Below are 21,950 nucleotides of genomic sequence, written 5' to 3'. Positions count from 1 at the left end.
ATAGAATGGAAATGACGGATTTGTACGGAGATTACTTTTTTGGCAAATTTTTCCGGAAATCCGACGGATTTTGTCCCGTTTGAGCTTTGAAGATCCTGTTGAAATGGCTTTGATCTGAGAACCCTGTCAGATAAGCAATCTCGGATAAGGTATGGTCGGGGTTTGCAAGCAAATCGACGGCTTTTTCGATGCGCAGCTTGCGAATGTATTCACCAAAGGACAGGTTGCTGAAATACTTCGAAAACTCCCGGGACACGTAGGAAGGATGTATTTGTAAACCCTCCGAAATCTCTTTCAGGCTTAAACTTAGGTTGGTATCGATCTGGTCCTGAATGATTTCTTTGAGTTCTTTTGCCCATTTAGGGGTTTTAAGATGCTCAGATTTCTGTTTATCCAGGTAAGTATTAAAAACAGCCAGCAGCAGCTTCTCGGTTGGGTTTTGGGTGTGCTTTTGTTTCTGAAGGTGCGTTGCCCAGCTATAAAGCGCATCATAAATCAGCATTCCTTTTTCAAGCAGTTCCTGATCATCATTGATATTATAAGCGAGGCCAGCCGATATTGCCCAGAGTCCGGATGACTGAGCAGCCAGCGAATGGTCGTCAGTATCAGCCCCGCGGATGATGACAGCCATATCCTTTAATGCAGGATCTTCGATCTCATATCTTTCGAGAAAAAAGTCGAAAGTGCAGCGGTCTTCATAATGAGTAAATTCGGTGTCCGGAATATCGAAGGGCGTAGCGCCCAGTTCCGCTGCTTTGGCTTTAACCTGATCAAATGGGAAGAAAAAGATCTGTGCATCCGGATCAATGAACCGTTTGATCAGCCAGGGACAGGCGATGCGGTCAATTTTTGGGCGTTCGCGGGTGATCCATTTCATTCTGACTATACAAACTGACTATACAAAAATGTTTTGTCCGTCAAAGGTAACGATTGACACTTGACAAAACTTCGGAATATAATGAGCAGTATGTGATTGAGGTCCAAAATTCACTTTTCTGCTCTATAAACATACATCAGCATTCACACAACCGCTACGGTCGGAACAGCGCCGCGTGATCTTTTGCAAAATCGCTAAATGTGCGCGGTGCTGTTCCGGTTGCATCCATAATGCCCGGAGCCACTTCCGAAGCTTCGCCTTTCTTATAATGCGCATAGTCTTCCACAAGTCCCTCAGCCTGCCAGGTTGGGAAGCCGACCTTCAAGAGCATTTCTTCAAGCATTTCAGAAGTAAGGTCTATAAATGTAACGGAGTAGCCGAGGACAGCAGAAAGCGTATCCGCCAATTCGTGGTGCGACAATGCTTCCGGACCGGTTAATGCATAAACCTGATTTTCGTGCCGTGGATCGGTGAGCGCTGCTGCTGCGGCGGCGGCTATGTCACGTACGTCCACAATGCTGATTTTAGCATCGCCAATGGCACCGTAAAACTGTCCCTGAAAACGAATCGAATCCCGGAAACCGAGCAGTCCTTGCATGAAAAGGTTGGGTCTTAGGAAGGTATATAGCATGCCTGACTTGTGGATATGTGCTTCAACCGCAGCATGGTAACGCAAAAAGCGCACCGGTGACTCAGCGTCTGCGGCCCATTGAGACAGCTTAACAATGTGCTTAACACCAGCTTCTTGCGCTATGTCAACAAATCTAATCTGCTGCTGTTCTGCCTGCTCCGATGAGTTCGTCAGCAAAAATGCCCGTTCGACTCCGGTTAATGCTGACTTTAATGATTCGGAATCATTGAAATCGCCGGTTACAAGTTCGGCTCCGGCCAGATCGTCCATGTTCTGCGCACGAGCGACCGAACGAACCATGGCTTTGTAGGGTACGCCTTTGGCTGACAATATTTTGCATAATTCTTTTCCAATCGTTCCCGTTGCACCGGTTACCAATAATTTTGTTAATTCTGATGTTGCCATTTTGGATAAAGTTTTTGTTTTATTTTAGGTCAAAATTAAGCGAGCTATGGTCGGTAAAATTGTAAGAAAACGAAATGACTAAGCGATCCATTGGTACGCACTTTGACGCTCCGTCTGCATTGGCTGACGTGATCAAGCACTTTTACTGTATTCAAACAGACCTCAATTTTGAACGGACGCCACAGAACTTGTCGCCAAGTTTAGAAATCATGCTGATATTTAATTTTGGTGTTCCTTTACCATTGTCGTTTGGTAATGGCGCGTTTCAGGAGCACGAAACGAGAAAAGTTGTAATGCTGGGCCCGTTGCGGAAAATGCTGCATTACGAGGTGTTGCCGGAAACGGACATCATTGTAATCACATTCAACCACAATGGCTTTTACAGGCTTTTCAACATTCCGGCGGAACAAATGGAAACCGAAAAAATCTATGATCCCGACCAGTTGCTGGGCATTGCCGGATTCGACGCGTTATGGAACGCACTTGCAGGAATGCCCACAACCGAAGACCGCATTGGGTTGCTGATCGCACACGGTCATGCATTTATCAAAGCACCTGAAAAAGAAAGCATTCCCTTGCTGGCAGGTTTTGAAGATAGCAACATTGATTTTGCAAAACCTTCAAAAGCAATTGCCGCTGACGCCAATCTATCCGAGCGGATGGTGCAAATGCGTTTCAAAAAATACATGGGATTTTCTACCAAAGAACTTACCCGCTTGCTTCGTTTCAAACAGGTTATCGAATTTATTCAAAAACAAGAAGACGAAGTGGACTGGCTAACCCTCGTCGCCCAGTTCGGCTATCACGACCAGAGTCACCTCATTAAAGACTTCAGGTATTACCTCGCTACCACACCCAGGAAATTTGTTCAGGAGTTTTTGGGAAAAACCTTTTGCGTAAGCCGGGCGCGAGCATAAGCGACAACCAATCAATCCTGATTCACCCCGGCTTCGTAGTAGAGGTCTGCCAGGGCTTGCTGGTATTTGGTTACAAGTTCTGCTTGTTTCATCATCATGTCGATGAGCTTGGATTCGCGGCTGTTGATTAGAAATAATGTGCTTTCGCCCAGATCAAATTTTTGAAGTTCACCGCGAACCAGGAATTTTTGATTCACAATGCTTTGCGTCTGGATAGTGAGTTGCGCCTGGTATGCTTTCAGGTTGTTGAACGAGCTGCGGATGTTGGTTTGAATGGTTCGTGCTTCGTTTTGAACATCGAGGTTCAGGTCCATTTGCTTCACTTTGATCTCACTCAGTTTACCCCGTGCCGAGCGCAGGAACAGCGGGAACGAGAAATCAAAACCGACTTTATAGTTATTCCATCCAATGTCGTAGTAATCAGGTACATAAGAATTAAAATCCCTGCGTGTAGTCAGCAGCGAGCCGCTGACATTGAGTTTTGGTTTCAGCATTTCGCGCAGGTAATTGCGTTCAATAGCGAGCTGGACTCCCTTATTGCGAAGCATTTGAAGCTTGGGGTGGTTGTCTTCGGCACGGTTCAGCAAATCATCGAGGTGGTTGGCCGATACAATAGCCACAGCGGAGTCGGCGTTGACGGGAACGGCGTCTTCCGGCAATTCGAGCGGATTTCCTTTTTCGTCCCAGATGTGATTGGAAACAAGCAATCTGGAATTCTGGATCTCGATTTCAATCTTAGCCAGCTGGATCGATCTTTCCTGCACCGTAATAAATGCTTCTACGGAGTCAATTGCAGGCTTTTCGCCCAGTAATGCCTGATTACGCGTGGCGGTGTAGCGCGTGGTTGCCAACTCGACGCCACGACGGATGAGCTGGTATTGCTGATGCGCATAAAACCAGTTCCAGTAATCTTTCACAGCCTGAAACCAAACTTTGTTGATCTCATTGACCCTTTCTGCTTCGGCATACGCTACCATGACGCGCGATTGACGCAGGGTATTTCGGCGAGCGTCAATCAGCAGCCCCTGGCCAATCGGCACACTAATGCCCACGCCACCCAGACCTGTCAGCGGCGTGGTAGTTTCTGGATTAGTGTAACTGCCCACATTTCTGTCAAACCCGATCTTTAAATCAGCTCCTGCCAGCCACAATGGCACTTTTAGTTCACTCGTCCAATGGTTATAGTAATTTTTTCCACCAAATTGTTTCTGGTCGAATGATGCTTTAAGGTTTGGGTCAAAACTGCCAAGCGCCTGGGTTACCCTCGCCCGCGCGGCATCGCTCAGTAACCCGGCTTGTTTAACGACCGGATTGTTCTGCATCACTAACTCACGCAGGTCTGCTATCGAAAATATTTTTGTAGAGTCGGGGACAGATGTTACGCTTGCAAACACACTCTGGACAAACAGCAAGAGGCTTAGCCAAAGTGCAAGCATGACCCGTCTTATTGTCATGTTCATTTTAGTTCGCTTTATCCTTTTTTCCACCACCATCTGCTTTATCAGGCTCATTTTCCAGACTGGGCGGGAAGCCGTTCAATAACCGCCATATTTCGTACCATATAGGCACAGAGCGCAAGATCACCCTCCCGTACACGCCAGAGCCTTGTCGCAGCTGTTTCGGCCACGGCTCGTCATTGTAAGGTGCCGGATTTGAAGGGGTTACCAGTATGCGATATTTACCATTATTGCTGCTTACCAGGTCTATGACCGTCACTTTGCCGGCAAATGTGCCCACCGCCACCGATGGCCAGCCTGCAAATTGCACGGAAGGCCACCCTTCGAACTGGAGGCGAACCTCGCTGCTGTCCAGGATTAGCGGCACGTCCATGGCATCCACATATAATTCCACCGCTACGCTCGGTTTCGTGGGTTGCAGCGTGGCGATGGATTCACCCTCCTTGATGTTTTCACCAATACCGGCTTTCAGTGTTTTTACCACAAAGCCGCTCTGCGGGGCACGCACCACATACAGCCCGCGCCGAATGTTAATATTGGAAATCTCATTCTGCAGCTTTGCAATTTCTCCCTGCGCGCTCACCCGGCTGGACAATGCAGAACTTAAATCGGAACGTGCTTTGGCAACGGATTCCATGTATTTGGCGCGAATGTTATCCAGTTCAATGCGCGCATTCAGAAGCGACTGCTGCGAGTTATTCAGCTTGTTGACCTGGCTTACCACTTTGGCATTATCCTCCTGTAACTTCAAACGGCGGCTTTCTATGTCGGTCAGTGAAAAAAGGCCGTTCCGATAACCCGCTTCGTAACGTTCGAGCCGGGATTTACTGATTTCATAAAACTTCTGGATTGCTACCAGGTCCGCGCTGTCAGCCTGCACATAATTGACAGCCTGGTCTACCTTATTTTCTGCCGCCGTCAGCTGAAATTTCAAGCCATTTGTCATGGCAGCGATTTGGTCGTTGGTAGCATCCATTTTTTGGGCTGCAGCAATCTCGGATCCTTCTTTTGCTCTCAGTTGTTCCTGCAAACGCTGAGGCAGATTGGGATCAAAGTAAGACTGACTTGTTTCTGAAAGCACCAGTATCGTATCTCCTTTCTGGACCTGCTGCCCCTCGCGAACGGCCCAATGCTCAATGCGGCCACCGATCTGGTTCTGAACCGTTTGCGGCCGGTCTTCCGGGGTCAACGCTGTTACTGTGCCACGCCCGGGGATCGTTTGCCGCCAGGGCAGAAAGAGCACAATGATGAACAAAAACAGGAGGATCAGCATAACGCGGCCGAGCAATCTTGGCCCGCGCGTTTTCAAAATCTGTTTGTCTGAGAGCACGCCGAGTTCCTCCCAGTCAACCCGGCTGGTGACGTCAATTCCATATCTAGCCATGGTGCACCTCACTTTCTACCAATTCCAGATCAGTTACAGCGGCAATTTTTTCGCTTCCCGTCACCATATCAAAAATGGTATCCAGACTGGTCATAAATTTCTCAATGGCGTAGCTGATCTGTACAATGATCACTTCTGCGGCAACAAACTGCCCGAGTGTCATTTGTCTTTGCACTACATAATAAGATCCTAAAAAAAGCAAACCGCCCATCAGCAAGGTTCTCAGGATAACCGAGCTGGCAAAAAATTTGCGAAGCACCCAGAAATGATCGTTTCTTGCCTGTAAATAGTCTGCTGTAATGCGGTCGGTATTCACAATCACTTGTCTCATCTTGTCGGGTTGTCCGCGGTAAAGATCGAGGTCACCCGCCACAGATTCGAGGTAAGCCACCACTTCATACTTATAATGCGACTCCTCAATGCTGGTTTGGACGCCTCTTTTGTAATAGAGGAAAAGTACCAAAATGGTAGCCATCACTGTCAACAGTCCGAAAGTCATAAATATGGGGTGATAAAATGAAAGCAAAATCGCAGACAGCGCAATCTGAACACCGGCTGCTACAATATCCACAAGAAGTTTTGTCAGTCCCTTTTGAATGGTAATTACATCAAAAAATCGGTTTACCAGTTCCGGCGGACTTTCACCCTCCAACTCCGATTTTTTGATCCGCGGAAATCTGTAAGCAAATTCGAGCGTGGCTTTGGTAAATATTTTTTGCTCGATGAGTTCCACCAACGTCAGCTGCCCGATGAGCAAAATCCCGCCGACTATGATTCCGATCAGGACAACGCCGATCAGCACGTATGTCGAACTGTATAATGCACCATTGGAAAGCAGGTTGAAAACTGCCGTAGTCCCGAGTGGAAGTGTGAGTCCGATCAAGCCGATCAGGATGGCGTAAATAAATATGTAATTGATTGTCGAGCGTTCGACATAAAGCATTCCCATGAGCCTTTGCCAGGGGGTTGGCACTTCGACCTTAAATTTTTTACCCATTAATATGCAAATGTGATAGAGACGGCTATTTACGGTTTCCGTAAAGGACAGTATATCACTGAACCGGATTAATAACGAAAACACGCATGTCACAATTCTCTAAAACCATTCCAAAACCATCACTTTCTTTATGTTGTACATCACATTTACGATATAATACCAAAAATTTATACACTGGAAACGAGTCACCGATAGTCACCAAACGTTGTTCTAATCTCATTCTAATCAAATTCCAATTCCATTTTAATGAGTGGGTATTTTGGTCAGCGAAGGTATCTTAAAAAAATAACTCTATTAAGTTGATAGATTAAACTGATTGTTTACATTTGTACCACAGCCACCATTTAGTTTTTGCCAGCGGACTGGACGTCATTGCGCGCCAGGCGTTAGCGTTCATTTTAATTTATCCAAAAAATGATGAAAAAGTACTCCTATTATTTACTCTTGCTGGCTGGCATTTACTTATTGCCTGCATTCACATTCAACGACACGGCTTACGAAGAACAGATCCAGCAATGGCATCAGAAACGGATCGAAAGCCTCAAAGCGGAATCGGGCTGGCTCAATCTGGCCGGTTTGTTCTGGCTTGATGAAGGAAAGAACACTTTCGGCGGAGATAGTAAGAACAATGTTGTGTTCCCGGCAGATAAAAGCAACCCTTTCCTGGGTGAAATCTGGCTGGATAAGGGAAAGGTCATACTCAAAGCAAGTCCAGATGCAGCCGTTTTCAATGGCGATGAGCCTGTGACGGAGCTGGATATTTTTCCGGATGAAAAGCCTGTAACGCTCAAACACAAGTCGTTGCGGTGGTTCATTATCAAGCGCGGCGACAAATATGCGGTGCGGTTACGCGACCTCGAAAGCGAATATCTGAAAGGGTTTACAGGCATTGAGCGCTATCCTGTTCAGGAAAAATGGCTCGTCAAAGCACGCTTTGAAGCCACCACCGGTAAGAAAGTTTCGATCACAGACATTACCGGCCGCACCGCAGATCAGGAATCTCCCGGAACATTGATTTTTTCTGTAAATGGCAAGGAATACCGTCTGGACGCCGTGGGATCGACTAAAAATCTGTTTATCATCTTCGCCGACCAAACCAATAAAAAGGAAACATATGGCGCCGGACGTTTTCTCTACACTTCCGTGGAAGAAGACGGGACAGCCTGGCTGGACTTCAATAAATCCATTAATCCACCCTGTGCGTTTTCGCCTTTTGCAACCTGTCCGCTTCCTCCCAAGCAAAATAAGCTTGCCCTGGCCGTCTCCGCAGGTGAGAAACGCTACGGCGATCACGAATAGCAGATGCCATTCCTGAATCCATAACCGCATTATTTCATTCTGATTTCTTCGGAGGCGCCTTGTCTCCGGAAGAAATCGTCTGCTCCAATCACTCCACTTATCACTCATTTAATTCTCTTTTACCATGAAACACTACTACGCATGGCTTTCGCGTATATTGTATTACGTTAATGAGGTGCCAGTCGTCACATTGATTTTTATTTCCCTTTTTCTGCTGCCGACGGCCAACAGTATTTCGGCAGACTTAACTTTTGCATTGCAGACCGAGAGATCGGTTTCCGGTAAGATCACAGACGACAAGGGCGATGGCATTCCCGAGGTGAACATTGTTTTAAAAGGCACCAGCACGGGTACATCCACCAATCTGGAAGGCGGTTTTCAATTAAATGTGCCGGAGCCTGCGCCGGGAGAGAATCCGGTACTTGTGTTTTCGTTCGTAGGCTTCAAAACGCAGGAAATCCCGCTCGCCGGCCGCAAATTCTTTGAAGTGCAACTCGAATCCTCGGACAAGCAGCTGAACGAAATTGTGGTGGTAGGATACACCCAACTGAAAAAAGGGGCCGGAACCGGTGCGGTTTCCAACATTAAATCCGGCGAGATCGCCAACCAGCATGGGGTTAGTTTTAGTGAAAAAATCCAGGGACTGACACCGGGGCTCCAGATATCCTCCAACTCGGGCGTAGAAGGCGGGAGCGTGCTTGTACGCTTGCGCGGGGCGACGTCTATCAATGCTGGAAATGATCCTTTGTATGTGATTGACGGTGTTTTTATAAACAGCCAGTCGTTACAAGGCGTACGCACCGGCGGGCAAACGACCAATCCGCTGGCCGACATTAACCCGGCTGATATCGAGAACATTGAGGTGCTTAAAGATGCTAATGCCACAGCCATTTACGGCGCGCGGGGTGCCAATGGCGTAATCCTGATCACCACCAAACGCGGTGCAAAAGGTGGGAAGACTAAGATTTCGTTCAACACTTCCCTCGGCATTGCCAAGGCACCCAAATTATGGGACCTTACCACCGGCCCGCAACACGCGCAGATCATGAATGAGCAGTGGATCAATGATGGAAACCCTTCGGCGACGCGGCCATTCCGGCCGGTAAGCGAAGGAGGGCAGGGTAACCCCGAAGACCAGGGAACCTACGACCGGTTGAGCCTCGTTTTCCGCACGGCTGTTCAGCAATCCAACAATTTGTCCGTAACAGGCGGCAATGAAAAAACGCAATTTTACCTCGGCGGCGAGGTTACGAATCAGAACTCCATCCTGAAATTACAGGATTTCCGCCGGCTGGGTTTCCGCATTAATGTGGACCATAATATCAACAGCAAAGTGCAGGTAGGGGTGAGCACTTCTTACAGCGCCACCAAACGCCAGCTCGCACGCACGGGGGATACGGGCGGGATCCTGAATACCGGTTTACATACGCCCACATTGACGCCGATCTTCGCCGCCGATGGCTCCTACAACCGCGGCGAGCGATTCAATAACCCTTATGTGTTGCTCGAAAACAGCAATAATCACGCGTATGGAAAACATTTGATCGCCAACGGTTATTTCAAATGGAACCTGACGGACGACCTGACATTCAAAAGCTCATGGAGCCTGGACGACAATTATTACAAGGAAGCGGTCTACTACAATGCTAACCTCACCGAAGGAAAGGCTTCCAACGGCAGCGCAACGGACGCCACTACGCTCGACCGCACCTGGATCGCCGAGCAGCTTTTGAACTACAATGCACCGCTGGGTGAGCGTCATTTCCTGTCGGTGTTCCTGGGTAACACATTGCAGAAAAACGAATTTCAGCGTTCGGTGATCACGGGCACGAACTTCCCGGGCACGCAATTCACAACCATTTCGGCAGCTGCGATTACCACCGGCACCACCACCGGCGTGACGAACTCGGGACTACTTTCTTATTTTGGAGGTGCAAATTATAGTTTTGATAACAAGTATAGCGTGGATGTGAACGTCCGCACGGATGCTTCATCGCGCTTCGGCGCGGACTACCGCTGGGGCACATTTCCGTCGGTGGGCGCTTCGTGGCGCATCGGTCAGGAAGGTTTTGTAAAAGATCATTTCGCTTTCCTGAACGATCTCAAACTCAAAGCGAGCATAGGCTGGACTGGTAACCAAAGCATTCCTGACTTTGCATCGCTGGGTCTCTGGTCGGGCGGGAATAATTACCTCGACAAGCCAGGCGTAGCACCGGCACAGTTGGGTAATGGCGGTCTGAAATGGGAAACGACGCGCCAATGGAATGTAGGGCTCGAAGGCGGCGTGGCCAACAACCGGCTGATATTTGAATTCAATATTTACAACAAATACACCACGGACCTGCTGCTCTCTGTGCCGACGCCTGCTAAAACCGGATTCTCATCCTCCTATCAGAACCTCGGCGAAATGAGCAACAAGGGTTTCGAATTCCAGGTCACTTCCACCAATCTTTCCAATAAGGATTGGGAATGGACAACGAGCTTTAATCTCGCCCACAATGCCAACCGCATCGAGAAACTCCCCATTTCATTTACCCAATACAACCGCGATTGGGTGCGGCTGGAACAAGGCTCGCCGATGTATTCTTTCTGGCTCTACAAACAGCTTTATGTGGATCCGCAAAATGGCAATGCCGTGTACGACGATTCCCGCACCGGCGATGGCCGCATTACCACCGCCGACCGGCAGATTGTGGGCAATGCATGGCCAGCCTACTACGGCAGCCTCAGGAATGCGGTGCGTTTCAAAAACTTCGATTTTTCGCTCAATTTCTATTTCTCTCAGGGCAACAAAGTGTTTAATATGAACCGATATTTTCAGGAGCACGCAGGTTCGCGCGGAACTTCCTGGTCGATGCTGGCGAGCATGATGGACCGCTGGGAAAAACCGGGCGATGTGACGGACATCCCCCGCGTTACCATTCTGCCTAATGAAGACGGCAGCAACAACCACAATTTCGAAAGCAGCCGCTTTTTGGAAGACGGCTCATTTATCCGCCTCCGCAGCGCCTACCTGGGTTATTCATTGCCAAAAAACTGGCTGTCGAAGATCCGGATCGATAATGCCAAGGTATACGTGAATGCAACCAACCTGCTCACCTGGACTAAATATTCCGGCCCGGACCCGGAGATCAACACTGCCCAGGACACTGCTAATGCCACTGTACAGGGTCTCGACTTTTCGATGCCTCCGCATCCGCGTACGGTAGAGTTCGGTATCAATCTTACTTTTTAATCATTGCCTGAAATATCATGCGAAAGTTCACTTCTTATTTCCGATACAACATTGCGCTGCTGGCGCTTACCGGCCTGCTGGCCAGTTCCTGCGAGTCGTACTTTCTGGACGCGGAACCGCAGCAATCCATTTCCGACGGTTCGGTGATCATTGATGCTGCCACTGCTGAAACTGCCTTGCTGGGTGTGTATGACAAGGTTCAGAGCAGTAACTATTACGGCGGCGACGGCTATCAAGCCGCGGCTTATCTTGCCGGGGGCGATAATATCTGGGTAGGGACATTGAATTACTATGCGACCTTCATTACCCACACTTACCGGTCTGATAATACGCTTCTGAACAACGTCTGGTCCACCATTTTCACCGTGGTCAACGGCGCGAACAATGTGATCGATAAAGTTGAAAAGCTTGATTCCAAGACCATTACCGACGCACAACGCAAGCAAATTTCGGGCGAGGCTTATTTTCTGCGGTCACTTGCCTACTTCGACCTGGCCCGTGCGTGGGGCAATGTGCCTGTTGTGCTCAAACCAACCACCGCACCGGACGATTTTGATGGGGTAAAACAAAGCACCCAGGAGCAAGTATACAGGCAAGTGCTGGAAGATCTTACGAAAGCCGAAGGTTTGCTGGGCAATACAGTGGATCGCAACCGGGTCACGCAAAAGACTGTTTCGGCGTTCAAGGCGCGGCTGCATTTGTATTTGGGAGAATATGAAAACGCTGAGGAATATGCTACCAAGCTGATTTCCGACAGTAATTACGAATTGATCAGCTGGGCCTCATTTATAAATAGTAAAAATTCCAGGGAATCCATTTTTGAGCTGGCATACAGCACGGCCGACAGAAGCGCACATTATGGCGCATGGTCGAGCGACGGTTACCGCAACCAGTTTGGGCCCGGGCCTGCACTTTTCAAGCTTTTGCAAGATCCCGCAACAGGCGGCGACCGCAAAGCGCTGATCAAGGATATGTCCACGCCGGCCATTTTGAACTATTATGTGCAATTGCTTTACTGGCGCGCTACAAACGACAATCCGACTTACCTGTTCCGCATAGCCGAGCAATACCTGATCCGCGCCGAAGCCAGGGCCAAAAAAGCGACGCCCGATCTCGCAGGCGCAGTAGCCGATCTGAATGCAGTAAAAACCCGAGCAAAAGTTCCTGTTTTTACTTCTACTAACAAAGCAGCTATCGAGCGCGCTATCGAAGATGAGCGCCGTGCCGAATTTGCATTGGAACCGCACCGCTGGTTTGACCTCGTTCGCACGGGCAGGGCAGGGGCAGTGTTGGGCGTAGGCAATGCAGACAAATGGATTTTCCCAATCCCATTCAACGACCTGGCCGCAGATAAGGACCTGGTTCAGAATAAAGGTTATTGATTATCATTGTTTTAAATAAAAAAATATGAGATTTTCTTTTGTATTGTGTTGTCTGATCTCCGTTTCCACATTTGCCCAGCGTGACCGGCAGGGACAGACAAAAAGCAGCGGCCATGACCACGCGAACCACGTGGACGAAAACGAATTTGCCCATAACCACCTTGACCATATTCAGGCTTATCGCAAGGAAACCGCCTATGTGCACAACCTCCCGCCCGCGCAGTTCCTGGAAGGCATTGGCACTTCCACCATGAAGATCAGCACGAAATCGGATCAGGCACAGAAATATTTTGCCCAGGGCGTGGCGCTGCTGCATGATTTCTGGGATTTTGAAGCATATCGATCATTCAAAGAGGCGATCCGGCTGGATTCTTCGGCTGTAATGCCCTATTGGGGGCTGTACAGCGCTATCGGCGCCACAGAAGGGCCGGATTTTGATGATGATAAAAAGCTTGCTGTCAGAAAGCTCAAAGCGTTGAAGGATAAGGCAAGCGACCATGAAAAGCTGTATGCAGAAGCGATTCTTCTCCGCGACGCACCTGGCGACGGCAGCCGGAAGCTATATCAGCAAAAGCTCGAAATCATCGTGCATAAGTATCCCGGCGATGTAGATGCAAAGCTCTTTTTGGCATTAAGTAAAATGAGCGGCTATGACGTGGAACTAAACCCTCGTGACGGTCAGATTTACAGTGAATATCTGCTCCGGGACGTGCTGAAAAATGATCCGGACAATGCTGGCGCACACCATTACTGGATCCATCTGATGGAGAACTGCTGCCCGGAAGAAGCAATTAAAAGTTCAGAAAAAATGAAACAGCTCACACCTGGGGCGGCACATATGGTGCATATGCCAGGCCATGTGTATTTCAAACTCGGACAGTATCAGAAGGCGCACGAGGCGTTTGTGGAAGCTGTTGCTGTGGATTCTATTTACATGAAAAAACAGGGCATCCCCGAAGTGGATACCTGGAATTATATTCACAATATCAATTACCTGCTTTCTAACAGTGCAGAGAACGGCCATTACAAAACTGCTCTCTATTACGCCGAAAAGTTGCAAAATATGCCGGTTACCAAGGAGCGCAAAGCTAAATATGAAGGTCGTTTTTTTTACCAGGGAATTGTTGCTCCCGCGAAAATGGAGCTCTGTTTTGGCTATTACAAAAAAGCCGCTGACCGCCTGCAACTGATCAACGGCAAAGACAGCATCTTTACCACAAAGGCCATTGCATATAAGGACGGCCTGTATCTTTTTGCGTTGGGGATGGATGCCGTAAAAAGAGGCAAAGCCGCAGAAGCCAAAAAATATTCCGACGCGCTCGACGCGCATTTGTACCGCAATGGCAACCAATCTCCGGCCGACGACGCCATAGCAGCGCGAAGGCTGGGCGACCTGAATGTGGCATCACTGGAATTGCAGGGCTTAATCCAAAACCTTGAAAATAACAATGCGGAAGCCATCCGCCTGCTTAAAATTGCACAAAAAAAGGAACATGATCTCGGTTACAGCGAACCGCCTTCATACGCAAGGCCCGTATTGATCAGCCTGGGAGAGGTTTATTTGAAGGCCGGGAAATACGATCTGGCAATACAGGCATATGAAGACCTGGCTAAAAAACGTCCCAACAGTGCAAATGCGCTTTGGGGACTTTACAAAGTATATCAGAAAAAAGGGGATCTGGGGAAGGCAAAAGAGCTTGCTGCACAACTGAGCGAAGTGATCAAAGAAGGAGAAAAGTCGTTGTACCCGCTGTAACTCACAGAGAATTTACCTTAGCCTGTCAACAGAAGCTGCGATCGTAGTTTTCAAAACAACCAAGCCAGCAGCGCTTCCTTTTTTTGTGGAGAAACCTCGATTTCAGAACCGTCGGACAATTCCAGTGTGCCCCCGTCGCCTTTGCGATATTTAACCGCAAAGTCCAGATTGACGATAACGGATCTGTTAATTCTCATGAATTGAGCGTCGTTTAAAACGGGCTCAAACTCTTTAAGGGTTTTCGAGACGACGATCTTTTTCGCTTCGGTAAGCAAAAAAACACTGTAATTGCTCATGGCCTCCACCCTGATAATGTTGGCCTTGTCAACAATGTAAACACCCTCCGCAGTGGGTAATGCCAGGCGGTTATTCGATTTCTTTTCTGCTTTAACTGTTTTATAGCTTGCTTTCTCATTTACCCGCTTTTTCAAGCGGGTAAATGCAGTTTGCAGTTCTTCTTCGTCAATTGGTTTGAGCAAGTAATCCACGGCACTTAATCTGAGGGCTTCCAATGTATAACTATCGTAGGCGGTAGTAAAAATCACCTCGAAATCAAAACTTCCTAACCGCTCCAAAAATTGGAATCCATTCAGGACGGGCATTTCAACGTCCAGGAAAAGTACATCTATGCCCAGTCCTGTAATGGCCTCGGCCGCCGGGACCGGTTCATTAAACACGCCGACCACGTGAAGCTCGCTTTCAAAAACTGCTAATTTTTGGGCAAGTAATTTACTTCCCCTGATCTCGTCGTCTAAAATTGCGGCTTTCAACATAATCGGGTTTTTATAACTCAATTTGGCTATTTTATTCGATGCTGGCAACTCCCGGTTTACTGGTCATTCCTTTTCTGCGATCCAAATCTTATCTTCCTGTTCAATCAACATAACCGGTTTGGCTATTCCTCGCCAGTTTGGAACTGCTGCACCCATTAATTCATCCTGATTTGATTTGAATCCCACATTAGCCAACTTGTAAACAAGGTAACTTCTTCCCAACCACCACAATGTCTCCGCATCGTTGTCTTTAATGAATTTGAGACGTTCCGAGTTTACTTTAAAGGAACTATTGTCAAATGAAAATGCATCCGATTTTTTGGCCAGCACTGCATAGCTTAGTTGGTTGCCTTCACCATTATATATAAAATCGTAGGATTTCAATTTCAGGCTTCCATCAGCATTCTTTTCCAGTTCGAAAGAATATATCGATTGCCCGTTGGAGTGAAAATCCAGACTGAGCGTTGAACCTTGCAAGGTTCCTTCCAGTATTCTCAACATGCCCTGTAAATGTATATCCGCCTTTACTACATCCCCATCTTTGGCAAAAGATATGATTGTTAATTTGTTTCCGCCCGTTTTGTGTTCGGCTACCAGGTAATAATCGGTAAGGTCGCTCATGGTTATGGGCGTATTTTGCGGATCCGGCGATTTGGTCTTGCAGCTCCCAAGCACCAATACAAGTATCGGGAGCATTTTGCAGATGTTAAGTAAGTTTCTCATGATCTTGTTTTTATTGTGACTGTTTAGTTGAGATTAAGATGTCCCAAACTTATGGTCGTTTCCGGTGGTATTTTATGACAATGAGCGAAGCAGGCTTTCAGGTTAGCAGAGCTGGGTGATGGCCTAGCGGCAGCATCATGTTACTTAGCAGATTATACATAACTTTATTGATCCGCCAGTTGCTTAACCCGCACAAAATGTTTAATTCAAAATCCTGCTTATTAAGAATTCTTTTTGCATCAATAGGCTTGACCATTATAGGTATGGTGCCCGGCAATGCGCAAACAGGTAAGATAGATTCGCTCACACAGCTTCTGAAAACTCACACGCAAAAGGATCAAAAAAGGGCTCAGATACTTTTGAATCTTGGCTCGGAAAATATGAGATTGAGTCCGAAACTTGCCTTGCCGTATGCGGAAGAAGTTTTATCCTTTCAAGACAATATGAAGGACAAAACATACATTTCCAATGCGCACCGTATGAAGGGAATTAGCCAGTTCTACCTGTCGATGTATCCCGAAGCACTGGAATCTTTAAATAAGGCCCTAAGCATTGATAACGCAGTGAATAATGCGGTGGGGACTGCCGCCGACCTGAGCAATATCGGATTGGTTTACATGACACAATCCAAATTTGCTGAGGCACTTAAATATTATCTGGAAGCGCTTCAAAAACACGAAGTTTTGAAGAATGAGCTCAATGTTGCGATCACACTGACAAACATTGGAACTGTTCACAATGAAATGAGCGACTATAAAGTGGCTATGCAGAATTACCAGAGAGCACTTCCCATTTTCAGAAAATACAAACATGCTGTGGGTCAATCCAGCACGCTCACTAATATCGGGACAATTCATTTCAAGAATAATAATATTGATGAAGCGATTAAGTATAGCAAAATGTCATTGGCGATAACCGATTCAATAGGGGATACGCGCGGAAGTGCGCGTGAAAATGGGAATCTGTCGGCATACTATTCCAAATTGCGTCAATCAGATCTGGCTTTAAAATATGGTTTTAAAGCAATCGAAGGAAATGAAAAGCTTAGCAATACAAAGAGCCTTGGATTCAATATGCAGAATATTTCAGACGCTTTTTATCAGCAGCAGGATTATGCAAAGGCAAAAACCTACGGCCTTAATGCTTTGAAAATTGCCAGGGATCTCGACGTAGCTGAAATTAAAAGGGACGCAAGCCTGGGATTGAGTGAAATTTATAATGCTTTGAAAGCGCCGGATAGTACGCTGTTTTATTATAAGCTTTTTAAAGAATACGGAGATAGCATTAGTAATGACAAAAAGAAAAATGAGATCACCCGAATGGGAATGAAATATGAATTTGACAAAACCGAAGCCATTTATAAGCAGAAACAAGTTTTAGCTGAGGGACAACTCAAACAAAATCAATTACAACTTGCCCTTAATAATGCGGAACTACAACGAGGTTTGCAACTAAGGAATTTGCAAAATGCGCTTTTAGAAAATGAAAAACTCGTAAGAAGGGAAAAAGAAAGGCAGTTGCTGATCTCTAAAAATAACGAAAAACTGCAATCCAGTAAGTTAAATGCCCTCTCTCAGGAGCAGAAACTTAACCAGCTGGAAATCAGGCAGCTCTGGCTTTACGGAATTCTGGCGATTATCACGTTGGCTTCTGTTTTGATTTATATTTTAAACCTTAACAGGATCAGAAGATTAAGGTTTGCCAATATTCTGCAGCGGCAGGAGGCCGAACAAAGCACATTAAAATTAGAATATCAATATCAATTATCAGAAAGTGAATTAAGAGCAATTCGCTCCCAGATGAATCCGCATTTTATTTTTAATGTATTGAATTCAATTGAGTCTTACATTATGGATAATGACAAAAGAACAGCTTCCAGGCTGATTCAAAAATTCGCTTCTTTAAGCAGGTTAATCCTGGAAAATTCGACTAAAAGTTTGGTTCCGGCCGATAAAGAATGGAAATCGCTGCAATTGTATACAGAACTGGAAGCAATGCGTTATAATAATTCTTTCACTTACAGTTTTGTGCTTTCGGCCGATATTTCGCTACCCACAATCCTTTTACCGCCCATGCTGATTCAACCCTTGATAGAAAATTCGATTTTGCACGGGATCATCGGTGCGGGTATCCCGGACGCTTATATTGCCGTTGCCATGCAGCGATCAGATCAAACGCTGCTTATTACCGTAACAGATAATGGAATTGGGCTGCATGGCAAGACAAACCGGACAGTAATTAATGTTAACAAAGAAAAATCAATTGGCTTAAAGTCTATTAAAGAGAGAATCGACTTGATTAATACGCAATATCCCGGTTCAGCCAGCTTTTCAATTGAACAAAGGACCGATCAGCAAGGAACCATTGCCCATATTTCGTTGCCATTGCTGAGCCAGTAGCAGGGAAAGCGTTAAGACTATTTCGCTCTCCATAACATTTTTTCACTGCATTGTTACATAGGAAATTCTTCTTTTCCAGGTGCCGGGCCAACAATCTGCCCCTGGTGATGAGTGATAAGGCAAGTCATTTCCGAATGATAATTTTCTGGCTTTTGGAAGAACCATTTTTTTGAAACATTGTGATCAGGTAAACGCCGGATGGTAAGTGAGTCGTCGAAATTTCCTCTCCACTGAGATTATTGTTTGTAGTGCTTTTTTTCAACATGGTACGGCCAGTTACGTCCGTAATGCTCAGCGAATGGATAGTGCCGCTGTTATTTTTAATATAAAGTTTGTCTGAGGCAGGGTTAGGATAGACGAAATCCGCATCGGTTATTATCTCAGATTTTGAGAATTCGTCAAGATCTTGCTCGTTGGAAATTGCTGCCACATCACCGGATTCTGTACGACATCCTGAACAATCCGAACAGTCCTTTTTGTCTCCAAGTATCACCCAACCATACCGGTAAACAATCAGATTACGAAATGTGGAGCCTTTGCAATACGTGAGCGTAGTTGCACCGAGAACCACGCGGGGCTGCAATGTCTGACGTTCCCAATTGATAAACATCTGATCATAGTTATCCTTTGACATATCGGTGGAATCCAGCATCATGTACATGCTTTGGACATTACCAACCTGCCAGTTTCCCAAATGTTGATCAAAGGCGAATGCACTACGAAACATATAGGCCATACTGGTAACGGCAGCCGTATTCCAGTTCTTTACCGGTTGATTAAAGGAAGTGGCATGATCAAACATATTTGACATATCTGCAACACGGGATGTATTCCAATTTTCCAGAGATTGATTAAAGGACGCGTTACCATAAAACATATAGGCCATGTTTGTAACAGCAGCCGTATTCCAGTTTCCTAACGGTTGATTAAAAACCTTATTTCCGTAAAACATGGAACGCATATTAGTTACTTTCCCCGTATCCCATCCTCCAATGGGCTGATTGAATGCGGACGCCATAGAAAACATCAGGTTCATATCTGTAACATTTCGGGTATTCCAGTTTCCAATGGGCTGGTTAAACACGTGATTATAGCAAAACATGGCTGTCATGTTGGTCACGTTACCTGTATCCCAACTGCCCATGGGCTGGTTAAATGCCATGGCAAAATAAAACAGGGAATGCATGTCTGTTATCTTTGAGGTATTCCAGCTGTTAATCGGCTGGTTGAACAGCTTCGTAGAAGAAAACATATTATTGATATCCAGCGCATTTGCTGTATTCCAATTTCCAATGGGTTGGTTGAAAGCCTGCGCACTTTCAAACATGTGCGACATATTGGTAACATTTGCTGTATTCCAGTTTCCAATGGGCTGATCAAAAGCATTGGTGTAAGCAAACATGTAGGACATATTGATAACTTTTCCGGTGTTCCAGTTTCCTATTGGCTTATTGAATCTCCAGGCAAACTGAAACATATTGCTCATATCGGTAACATTGCCTGTATTCCAATTCGAAATAGGCTGGTTAAATAGCTTCGCAGTATTAAATAAACCCTTCATTGTTTTCACATTGGCAGTATTCCAGTCGTTAAAACGCGCATTGCCGGTAAGAACGAGACAGGCTTCGAACATGCTACTCATATCAATCACCTGCGAAAGGTCCGGGATGTCGGTTGCCACGACGTCCATATTGTGGCAATTTTTGAAAGCCGAGCCCATAGATGACCAGACCACACTTCCCCACTGATCCACCCGAAGGAGTTTAGTCCTTTCACTTTCATGCATCATGAACCGATAGAAGGTGCCGCTGCCAGGACCCACCCGGACCTGGTAAGTGCCCGGTGCAGGAAAGTCTATTCTAGTTGCACCATTCCCCGCTAATTGGCCATACACCGTTCGTCCGCCGACACGGCCGGTCCAGAATATCGTATAGTTCCGGCCCCAGCCTGGAAAGATAATGTGTTTGGAAGTCGGGTTTTCCCGCGTGGTTGTTTGCCAGGTAGTGATAAAAGGCAACGGTATGCGTGGGGGTTTTTGCGCATGAACCGTAGTAATCTGTAACAGTAATAATGCCATAATGAAAATCGCAGCGCTGCCATGCAGCCGCTTGACCGCAAATACAGTCAGTTTAATAATTGAAATGCTCCATTTATTTCTCATGATCTCGCGCATTTAAGTATCCCTTATGAATTTTAAACTTGAACTTACCGGAGCATACTGGCACTGGTCGCGCCCGGGCCGACGATTGTGTTAGTTCAAACATACAGTGCTCTTGTGAGGGATTTTAAGGCATTGATTGAATGGGCCTTATTAGTTAGTCAACAGGGCAGGGCAATGAGGGAAGCTTAAGGGAACACGGCAAAGAATTTATTTAGAATTATTCCACATAATACAAGAAGGTTATTATATTTGCGCAATTGCAGACTTAAATAGCCCTTTTTAGTGCAGCTTCAAACCATTCGCATTGACGAAATAACTTTCAAAGAGCTATATCAGCTCCATTGGGAAAGGGTGTTTGCGGTTTGTTATAATAACCTGCAAGATGTAGAAGTGGCGAAGGGAATGGTGCAGGAAATTTTTAAATCACTCTGGGAGCGCCGCCAGGAGCTTGAAATTACAGTATCGGTGGAACGATATCTGCTTCGCGCTGCCAAGTTGAAGGTATTCGAGCATCTGAGAAACACAAAGGTGCGCCGCGAACACATTCAGCACATTCGCATGCTGGAATGCGGCTCGGCGCATTGTACGGAAAACGATGTGATGTACAACAGTCTCAAAGAAAAGGTCTCCGGACTTGTTGATACGCTGCCCAATCAGTGCCGGAAAGTATTTAAATTGAGCCGGGAACAGGGTCTTTCCAATAGAGAAATTTCGCAATCGCTGCTGATATCAGAGCGCGCAGTGGAGTATCACATTACCCGCGCGCTCTCTACCCTCAAGGCCAATCTGACCGAATACCTGGCATAGATTCCTGCCGATACTTACGGTTAAAGGTTATTTATGCTACTTTTACCAAAAGCAATATTTGGTAAAAGTGCACCATGAACATTACAAAGGAAGTAATTGAAAGATATCACCAGGGGCTGTGCACGCCTGAGGAGGAGCAGGCTGTGGAGAAATGGCTGGAAGACGATGAGGAGGGTGTCTCTGAAATCGCCCCGCTTCCTTCCGGTGAAAGCAAATTCAAGATACAGGATGATATGTGGGCAGATATTTCCGCTTCGCTGCCACAACCCAAACAGTCCCCTTTTACAAGTTTTTTCAAACCGCTTTGGCGTCAGGTTGCTGCCGTTTTACTTGTGACTATTGCTGCCGCGCTGACTATTTTTACAAAAAACCGCTCTGCACACCAAAATGTCATCGTTGTTAACAATAGGTCTGAAATTTTCAACCAGGACCTGCACGAGCGTGCCTATTCTATCTCCATCGGCCCGAAAAGCAATGTTGAGATCAACAATGAAACCGGACAATTTGATTTTTGCGGAGCGGTTTTGATCAACCCCAAACGCGACATTGAGCTCACGATCCATGGCAGCTGCGCGCGGCCTGATGCGAAACGCGGCAAAATGGTTCTGAAAAAGGGGCTTCAGTACATCGCGCTGAACTACGGCAGCGCATCGCAGCCCGGCGAGGTGGTCATCTTGCCTGAAACTTCCCTTACCGGCCTGCCGCCTTTGATGCAGCGCCAGCTTATGTCGCAGTTCGATATCTAAA

16 protein-coding genes are annotated in these 21,950 nt (G+C 46.6%); 8 read left to right on the top strand and 8 right to left on the bottom strand.

The window, feature by feature from the left end; translation table 11 throughout:
* Positions 1–31 precede the first annotated feature (31 nt).
* Both NFI80_RS08645 and NFI80_RS08640 read right to left on the bottom strand, forming a co-directional pair.
* The gene (locus tag NFI80_RS08645; protein ID WP_235159121.1) at positions 32–877 is read right to left on the bottom strand and encodes a chromate resistance protein ChrB domain-containing protein; all 846 of its coding nucleotides are present in this window, start codon (positions 875–877) and stop codon (positions 32–34) included.
* 154 nt (positions 878–1,031) lie between these two features.
* Positions 1,032–1,913: an SDR family oxidoreductase gene (locus NFI80_RS08640; protein WP_235163411.1), complete on the bottom strand. Its 882-nt coding sequence runs from the start codon at positions 1,911–1,913 to the stop codon at positions 1,032–1,034.
* Positions 1,914–1,987: 74 nt separating this feature from the next.
* Between NFI80_RS08640 and NFI80_RS08635 the strand changes: the two genes are divergently transcribed.
* Positions 1,988–2,830, top strand: coding sequence for an AraC family transcriptional regulator (locus tag NFI80_RS08635; protein ID WP_235163412.1), 843 nt, complete (start codon positions 1,988–1,990; stop codon positions 2,828–2,830).
* A gap of 11 nt (positions 2,831–2,841) precedes the next feature.
* Here NFI80_RS08635 and NFI80_RS08630 read toward each other — a convergent pair whose 3' ends face one another.
* Genes NFI80_RS08630 through NFI80_RS08620 form a run of 3 tightly spaced genes read right to left on the bottom strand, consistent with a single transcriptional unit; the run spans position 2,842 to position 6,668 of the window.
* Complete coding sequence (locus tag NFI80_RS08630; protein ID WP_235163413.1) at positions 2,842–4,290, bottom strand: TolC family protein; 1,449 nt, start codon at positions 4,288–4,290, stop codon at positions 2,842–2,844.
* 1 nt (position 4,291) lies between these two features.
* Positions 4,292–5,671, bottom strand: a complete 1,380-nt coding sequence (locus NFI80_RS08625; protein ID WP_233798786.1) for an HlyD family secretion protein — start codon at positions 5,669–5,671, stop codon at positions 4,292–4,294.
* Positions 5,664–6,668 (bottom strand): ABC transporter transmembrane domain-containing protein, encoded by a 1,005-nt coding sequence (locus NFI80_RS08620; RefSeq protein ID WP_026629139.1) that lies wholly within the window; start codon positions 6,666–6,668, stop codon positions 5,664–5,666. Before NFI80_RS08620 ends, NFI80_RS08625 begins: the two co-directional genes overlap by 8 nt.
* A gap of 414 nt (positions 6,669–7,082) precedes the next feature.
* Here NFI80_RS08620 and NFI80_RS08615 point away from each other — a divergent pair, with 414 nt between their 5' ends.
* The 4 genes from NFI80_RS08615 to NFI80_RS08600 all read left to right on the top strand — a co-directional run bounded on the left by NFI80_RS08615 (position 7,083) and on the right by NFI80_RS08600 (position 14,340).
* Positions 7,083–7,967, top strand: coding sequence for a DUF1684 domain-containing protein (locus NFI80_RS08615; protein WP_235159117.1), 885 nt, complete (start codon positions 7,083–7,085; stop codon positions 7,965–7,967).
* A gap of 124 nt (positions 7,968–8,091) precedes the next feature.
* Positions 8,092–11,202 (top strand): SusC/RagA family TonB-linked outer membrane protein, encoded by a 3,111-nt coding sequence (locus NFI80_RS08610; protein WP_235163414.1) that lies wholly within the window; start codon positions 8,092–8,094, stop codon positions 11,200–11,202.
* 17 nt (positions 11,203–11,219) lie between these two features.
* Positions 11,220–12,584, top strand: a complete 1,365-nt coding sequence (locus tag NFI80_RS08605) for a RagB/SusD family nutrient uptake outer membrane protein (protein ID WP_235163415.1) — start codon at positions 11,220–11,222, stop codon at positions 12,582–12,584.
* 25 nt (positions 12,585–12,609) lie between these two features.
* Positions 12,610–14,340, top strand: a complete 1,731-nt coding sequence (locus NFI80_RS08600; protein ID WP_235163416.1) for a tetratricopeptide repeat protein — start codon at positions 12,610–12,612, stop codon at positions 14,338–14,340.
* A 50-nt stretch (positions 14,341–14,390) separates the two neighbouring features.
* Here the strand turns inward: NFI80_RS08600 and NFI80_RS08595 are convergent, their stop codons facing one another.
* Both NFI80_RS08595 and NFI80_RS08590 read right to left on the bottom strand, forming a co-directional pair.
* On the bottom strand, positions 14,391–15,113 hold the full coding sequence (locus NFI80_RS08595) for a LytR/AlgR family response regulator transcription factor (RefSeq protein ID WP_235163417.1): 723 nt from the start codon (positions 15,111–15,113) through the stop codon (positions 14,391–14,393).
* Positions 15,114–15,176: 63 nt separating this feature from the next.
* Positions 15,177–15,809, bottom strand: a complete 633-nt coding sequence (locus tag NFI80_RS08590) for a hypothetical protein (RefSeq protein ID WP_235163418.1) — start codon at positions 15,807–15,809, stop codon at positions 15,177–15,179.
* Between the two features lie 224 nt (positions 15,810–16,033).
* Between NFI80_RS08590 and NFI80_RS08585 the strand changes: the two genes are divergently transcribed.
* Positions 16,034–18,235 carry a tetratricopeptide repeat-containing sensor histidine kinase gene (locus tag NFI80_RS08585; RefSeq protein ID WP_235163419.1) on the top strand — a complete coding sequence of 734 codons (2,202 nt, stop codon included), beginning with the start codon at positions 16,034–16,036 and terminating at the stop codon, positions 18,233–18,235.
* Between the two features lie 124 nt (positions 18,236–18,359).
* Here NFI80_RS08585 and NFI80_RS08580 read toward each other — a convergent pair whose 3' ends face one another.
* On the bottom strand, positions 18,360–20,396 hold the full coding sequence (locus NFI80_RS08580) for a BspA family leucine-rich repeat surface protein (RefSeq protein ID WP_235163420.1): 2,037 nt from the start codon (positions 20,394–20,396) through the stop codon (positions 18,360–18,362).
* Between the two features lie 282 nt (positions 20,397–20,678).
* Here NFI80_RS08580 and NFI80_RS08575 point away from each other — a divergent pair, with 282 nt between their 5' ends.
* Both NFI80_RS08575 and NFI80_RS08570 read left to right on the top strand, forming a co-directional pair.
* A complete protein-coding gene (locus NFI80_RS08575) occupies positions 20,679–21,203 on the top strand; it encodes an RNA polymerase sigma-70 factor (protein ID WP_235159109.1) in 525 nt (174 codons plus the stop codon).
* A gap of 74 nt (positions 21,204–21,277) precedes the next feature.
* On the top strand, positions 21,278–21,949 hold the full coding sequence (locus NFI80_RS08570) for a hypothetical protein (protein ID WP_235163421.1): 672 nt from the start codon (positions 21,278–21,280) through the stop codon (positions 21,947–21,949).
* The last annotated feature ends 1 nt before the right edge of the window (position 21,950 follow it).

It is taken from the genome of Dyadobacter chenhuakuii (assembly GCF_023821985.2).
Lineage (GTDB): Bacteria > Bacteroidota > Bacteroidia > Cytophagales > Spirosomataceae > Dyadobacter > Dyadobacter chenhuakuii.
This window is presented reverse-complemented; position numbering and strand designations above follow the sequence as displayed.

Bases quoted from the DNA above. Each gene is read 5' to 3' on its own strand.
- NFI80_RS08620 (WP_026629139.1), bottom strand. From the start codon at position 6,668: ATGGGTAAAAAATTTAAGGTCGAAGTGCCAACCCCCTGGCAAAGGCTC.
- NFI80_RS08590 (WP_235163418.1), bottom strand. From the start codon at position 15,809: ATGCTCCCGATACTTGTATTGGTGCTTGGGAGCTGCAAGACCAAATCG.
- NFI80_RS08585 (WP_235163419.1), top strand. From the start codon at position 16,034: ATGTTTAATTCAAAATCCTGCTTATTAAGAATTCTTTTTGCATCAATA.
- NFI80_RS08645 (WP_235159121.1), bottom strand. From the start codon at position 877: ATGAAATGGATCACCCGCGAACGCCCAAAAATTGACCGCATCGCCTGT.
- NFI80_RS08635 (WP_235163412.1), top strand. From the start codon at position 1,988: ATGACTAAGCGATCCATTGGTACGCACTTTGACGCTCCGTCTGCATTG.
- NFI80_RS08615 (WP_235159117.1), top strand. From the start codon at position 7,083: ATGATGAAAAAGTACTCCTATTATTTACTCTTGCTGGCTGGCATTTAC.
- NFI80_RS08640 (WP_235163411.1), bottom strand. From the start codon at position 1,913: ATGGCAACATCAGAATTAACAAAATTATTGGTAACCGGTGCAACGGGA.
- NFI80_RS08630 (WP_235163413.1), bottom strand. From the start codon at position 4,290: ATGAACATGACAATAAGACGGGTCATGCTTGCACTTTGGCTAAGCCTC.
- NFI80_RS08605 (WP_235163415.1), top strand. From the start codon at position 11,220: ATGCGAAAGTTCACTTCTTATTTCCGATACAACATTGCGCTGCTGGCG.
- NFI80_RS08625 (WP_233798786.1), bottom strand. From the start codon at position 5,671: ATGGCTAGATATGGAATTGACGTCACCAGCCGGGTTGACTGGGAGGAA.
- NFI80_RS08600 (WP_235163416.1), top strand. From the start codon at position 12,610: ATGAGATTTTCTTTTGTATTGTGTTGTCTGATCTCCGTTTCCACATTT.
- NFI80_RS08610 (WP_235163414.1), top strand. From the start codon at position 8,092: ATGAAACACTACTACGCATGGCTTTCGCGTATATTGTATTACGTTAAT.
- NFI80_RS08580 (WP_235163420.1), bottom strand. From the start codon at position 20,396: ATGAGAAATAAATGGAGCATTTCAATTATTAAACTGACTGTATTTGCG.
- NFI80_RS08570 (WP_235163421.1), top strand. From the start codon at position 21,278: ATGAACATTACAAAGGAAGTAATTGAAAGATATCACCAGGGGCTGTGC.
- NFI80_RS08595 (WP_235163417.1), bottom strand. From the start codon at position 15,113: ATGTTGAAAGCCGCAATTTTAGACGACGAGATCAGGGGAAGTAAATTA.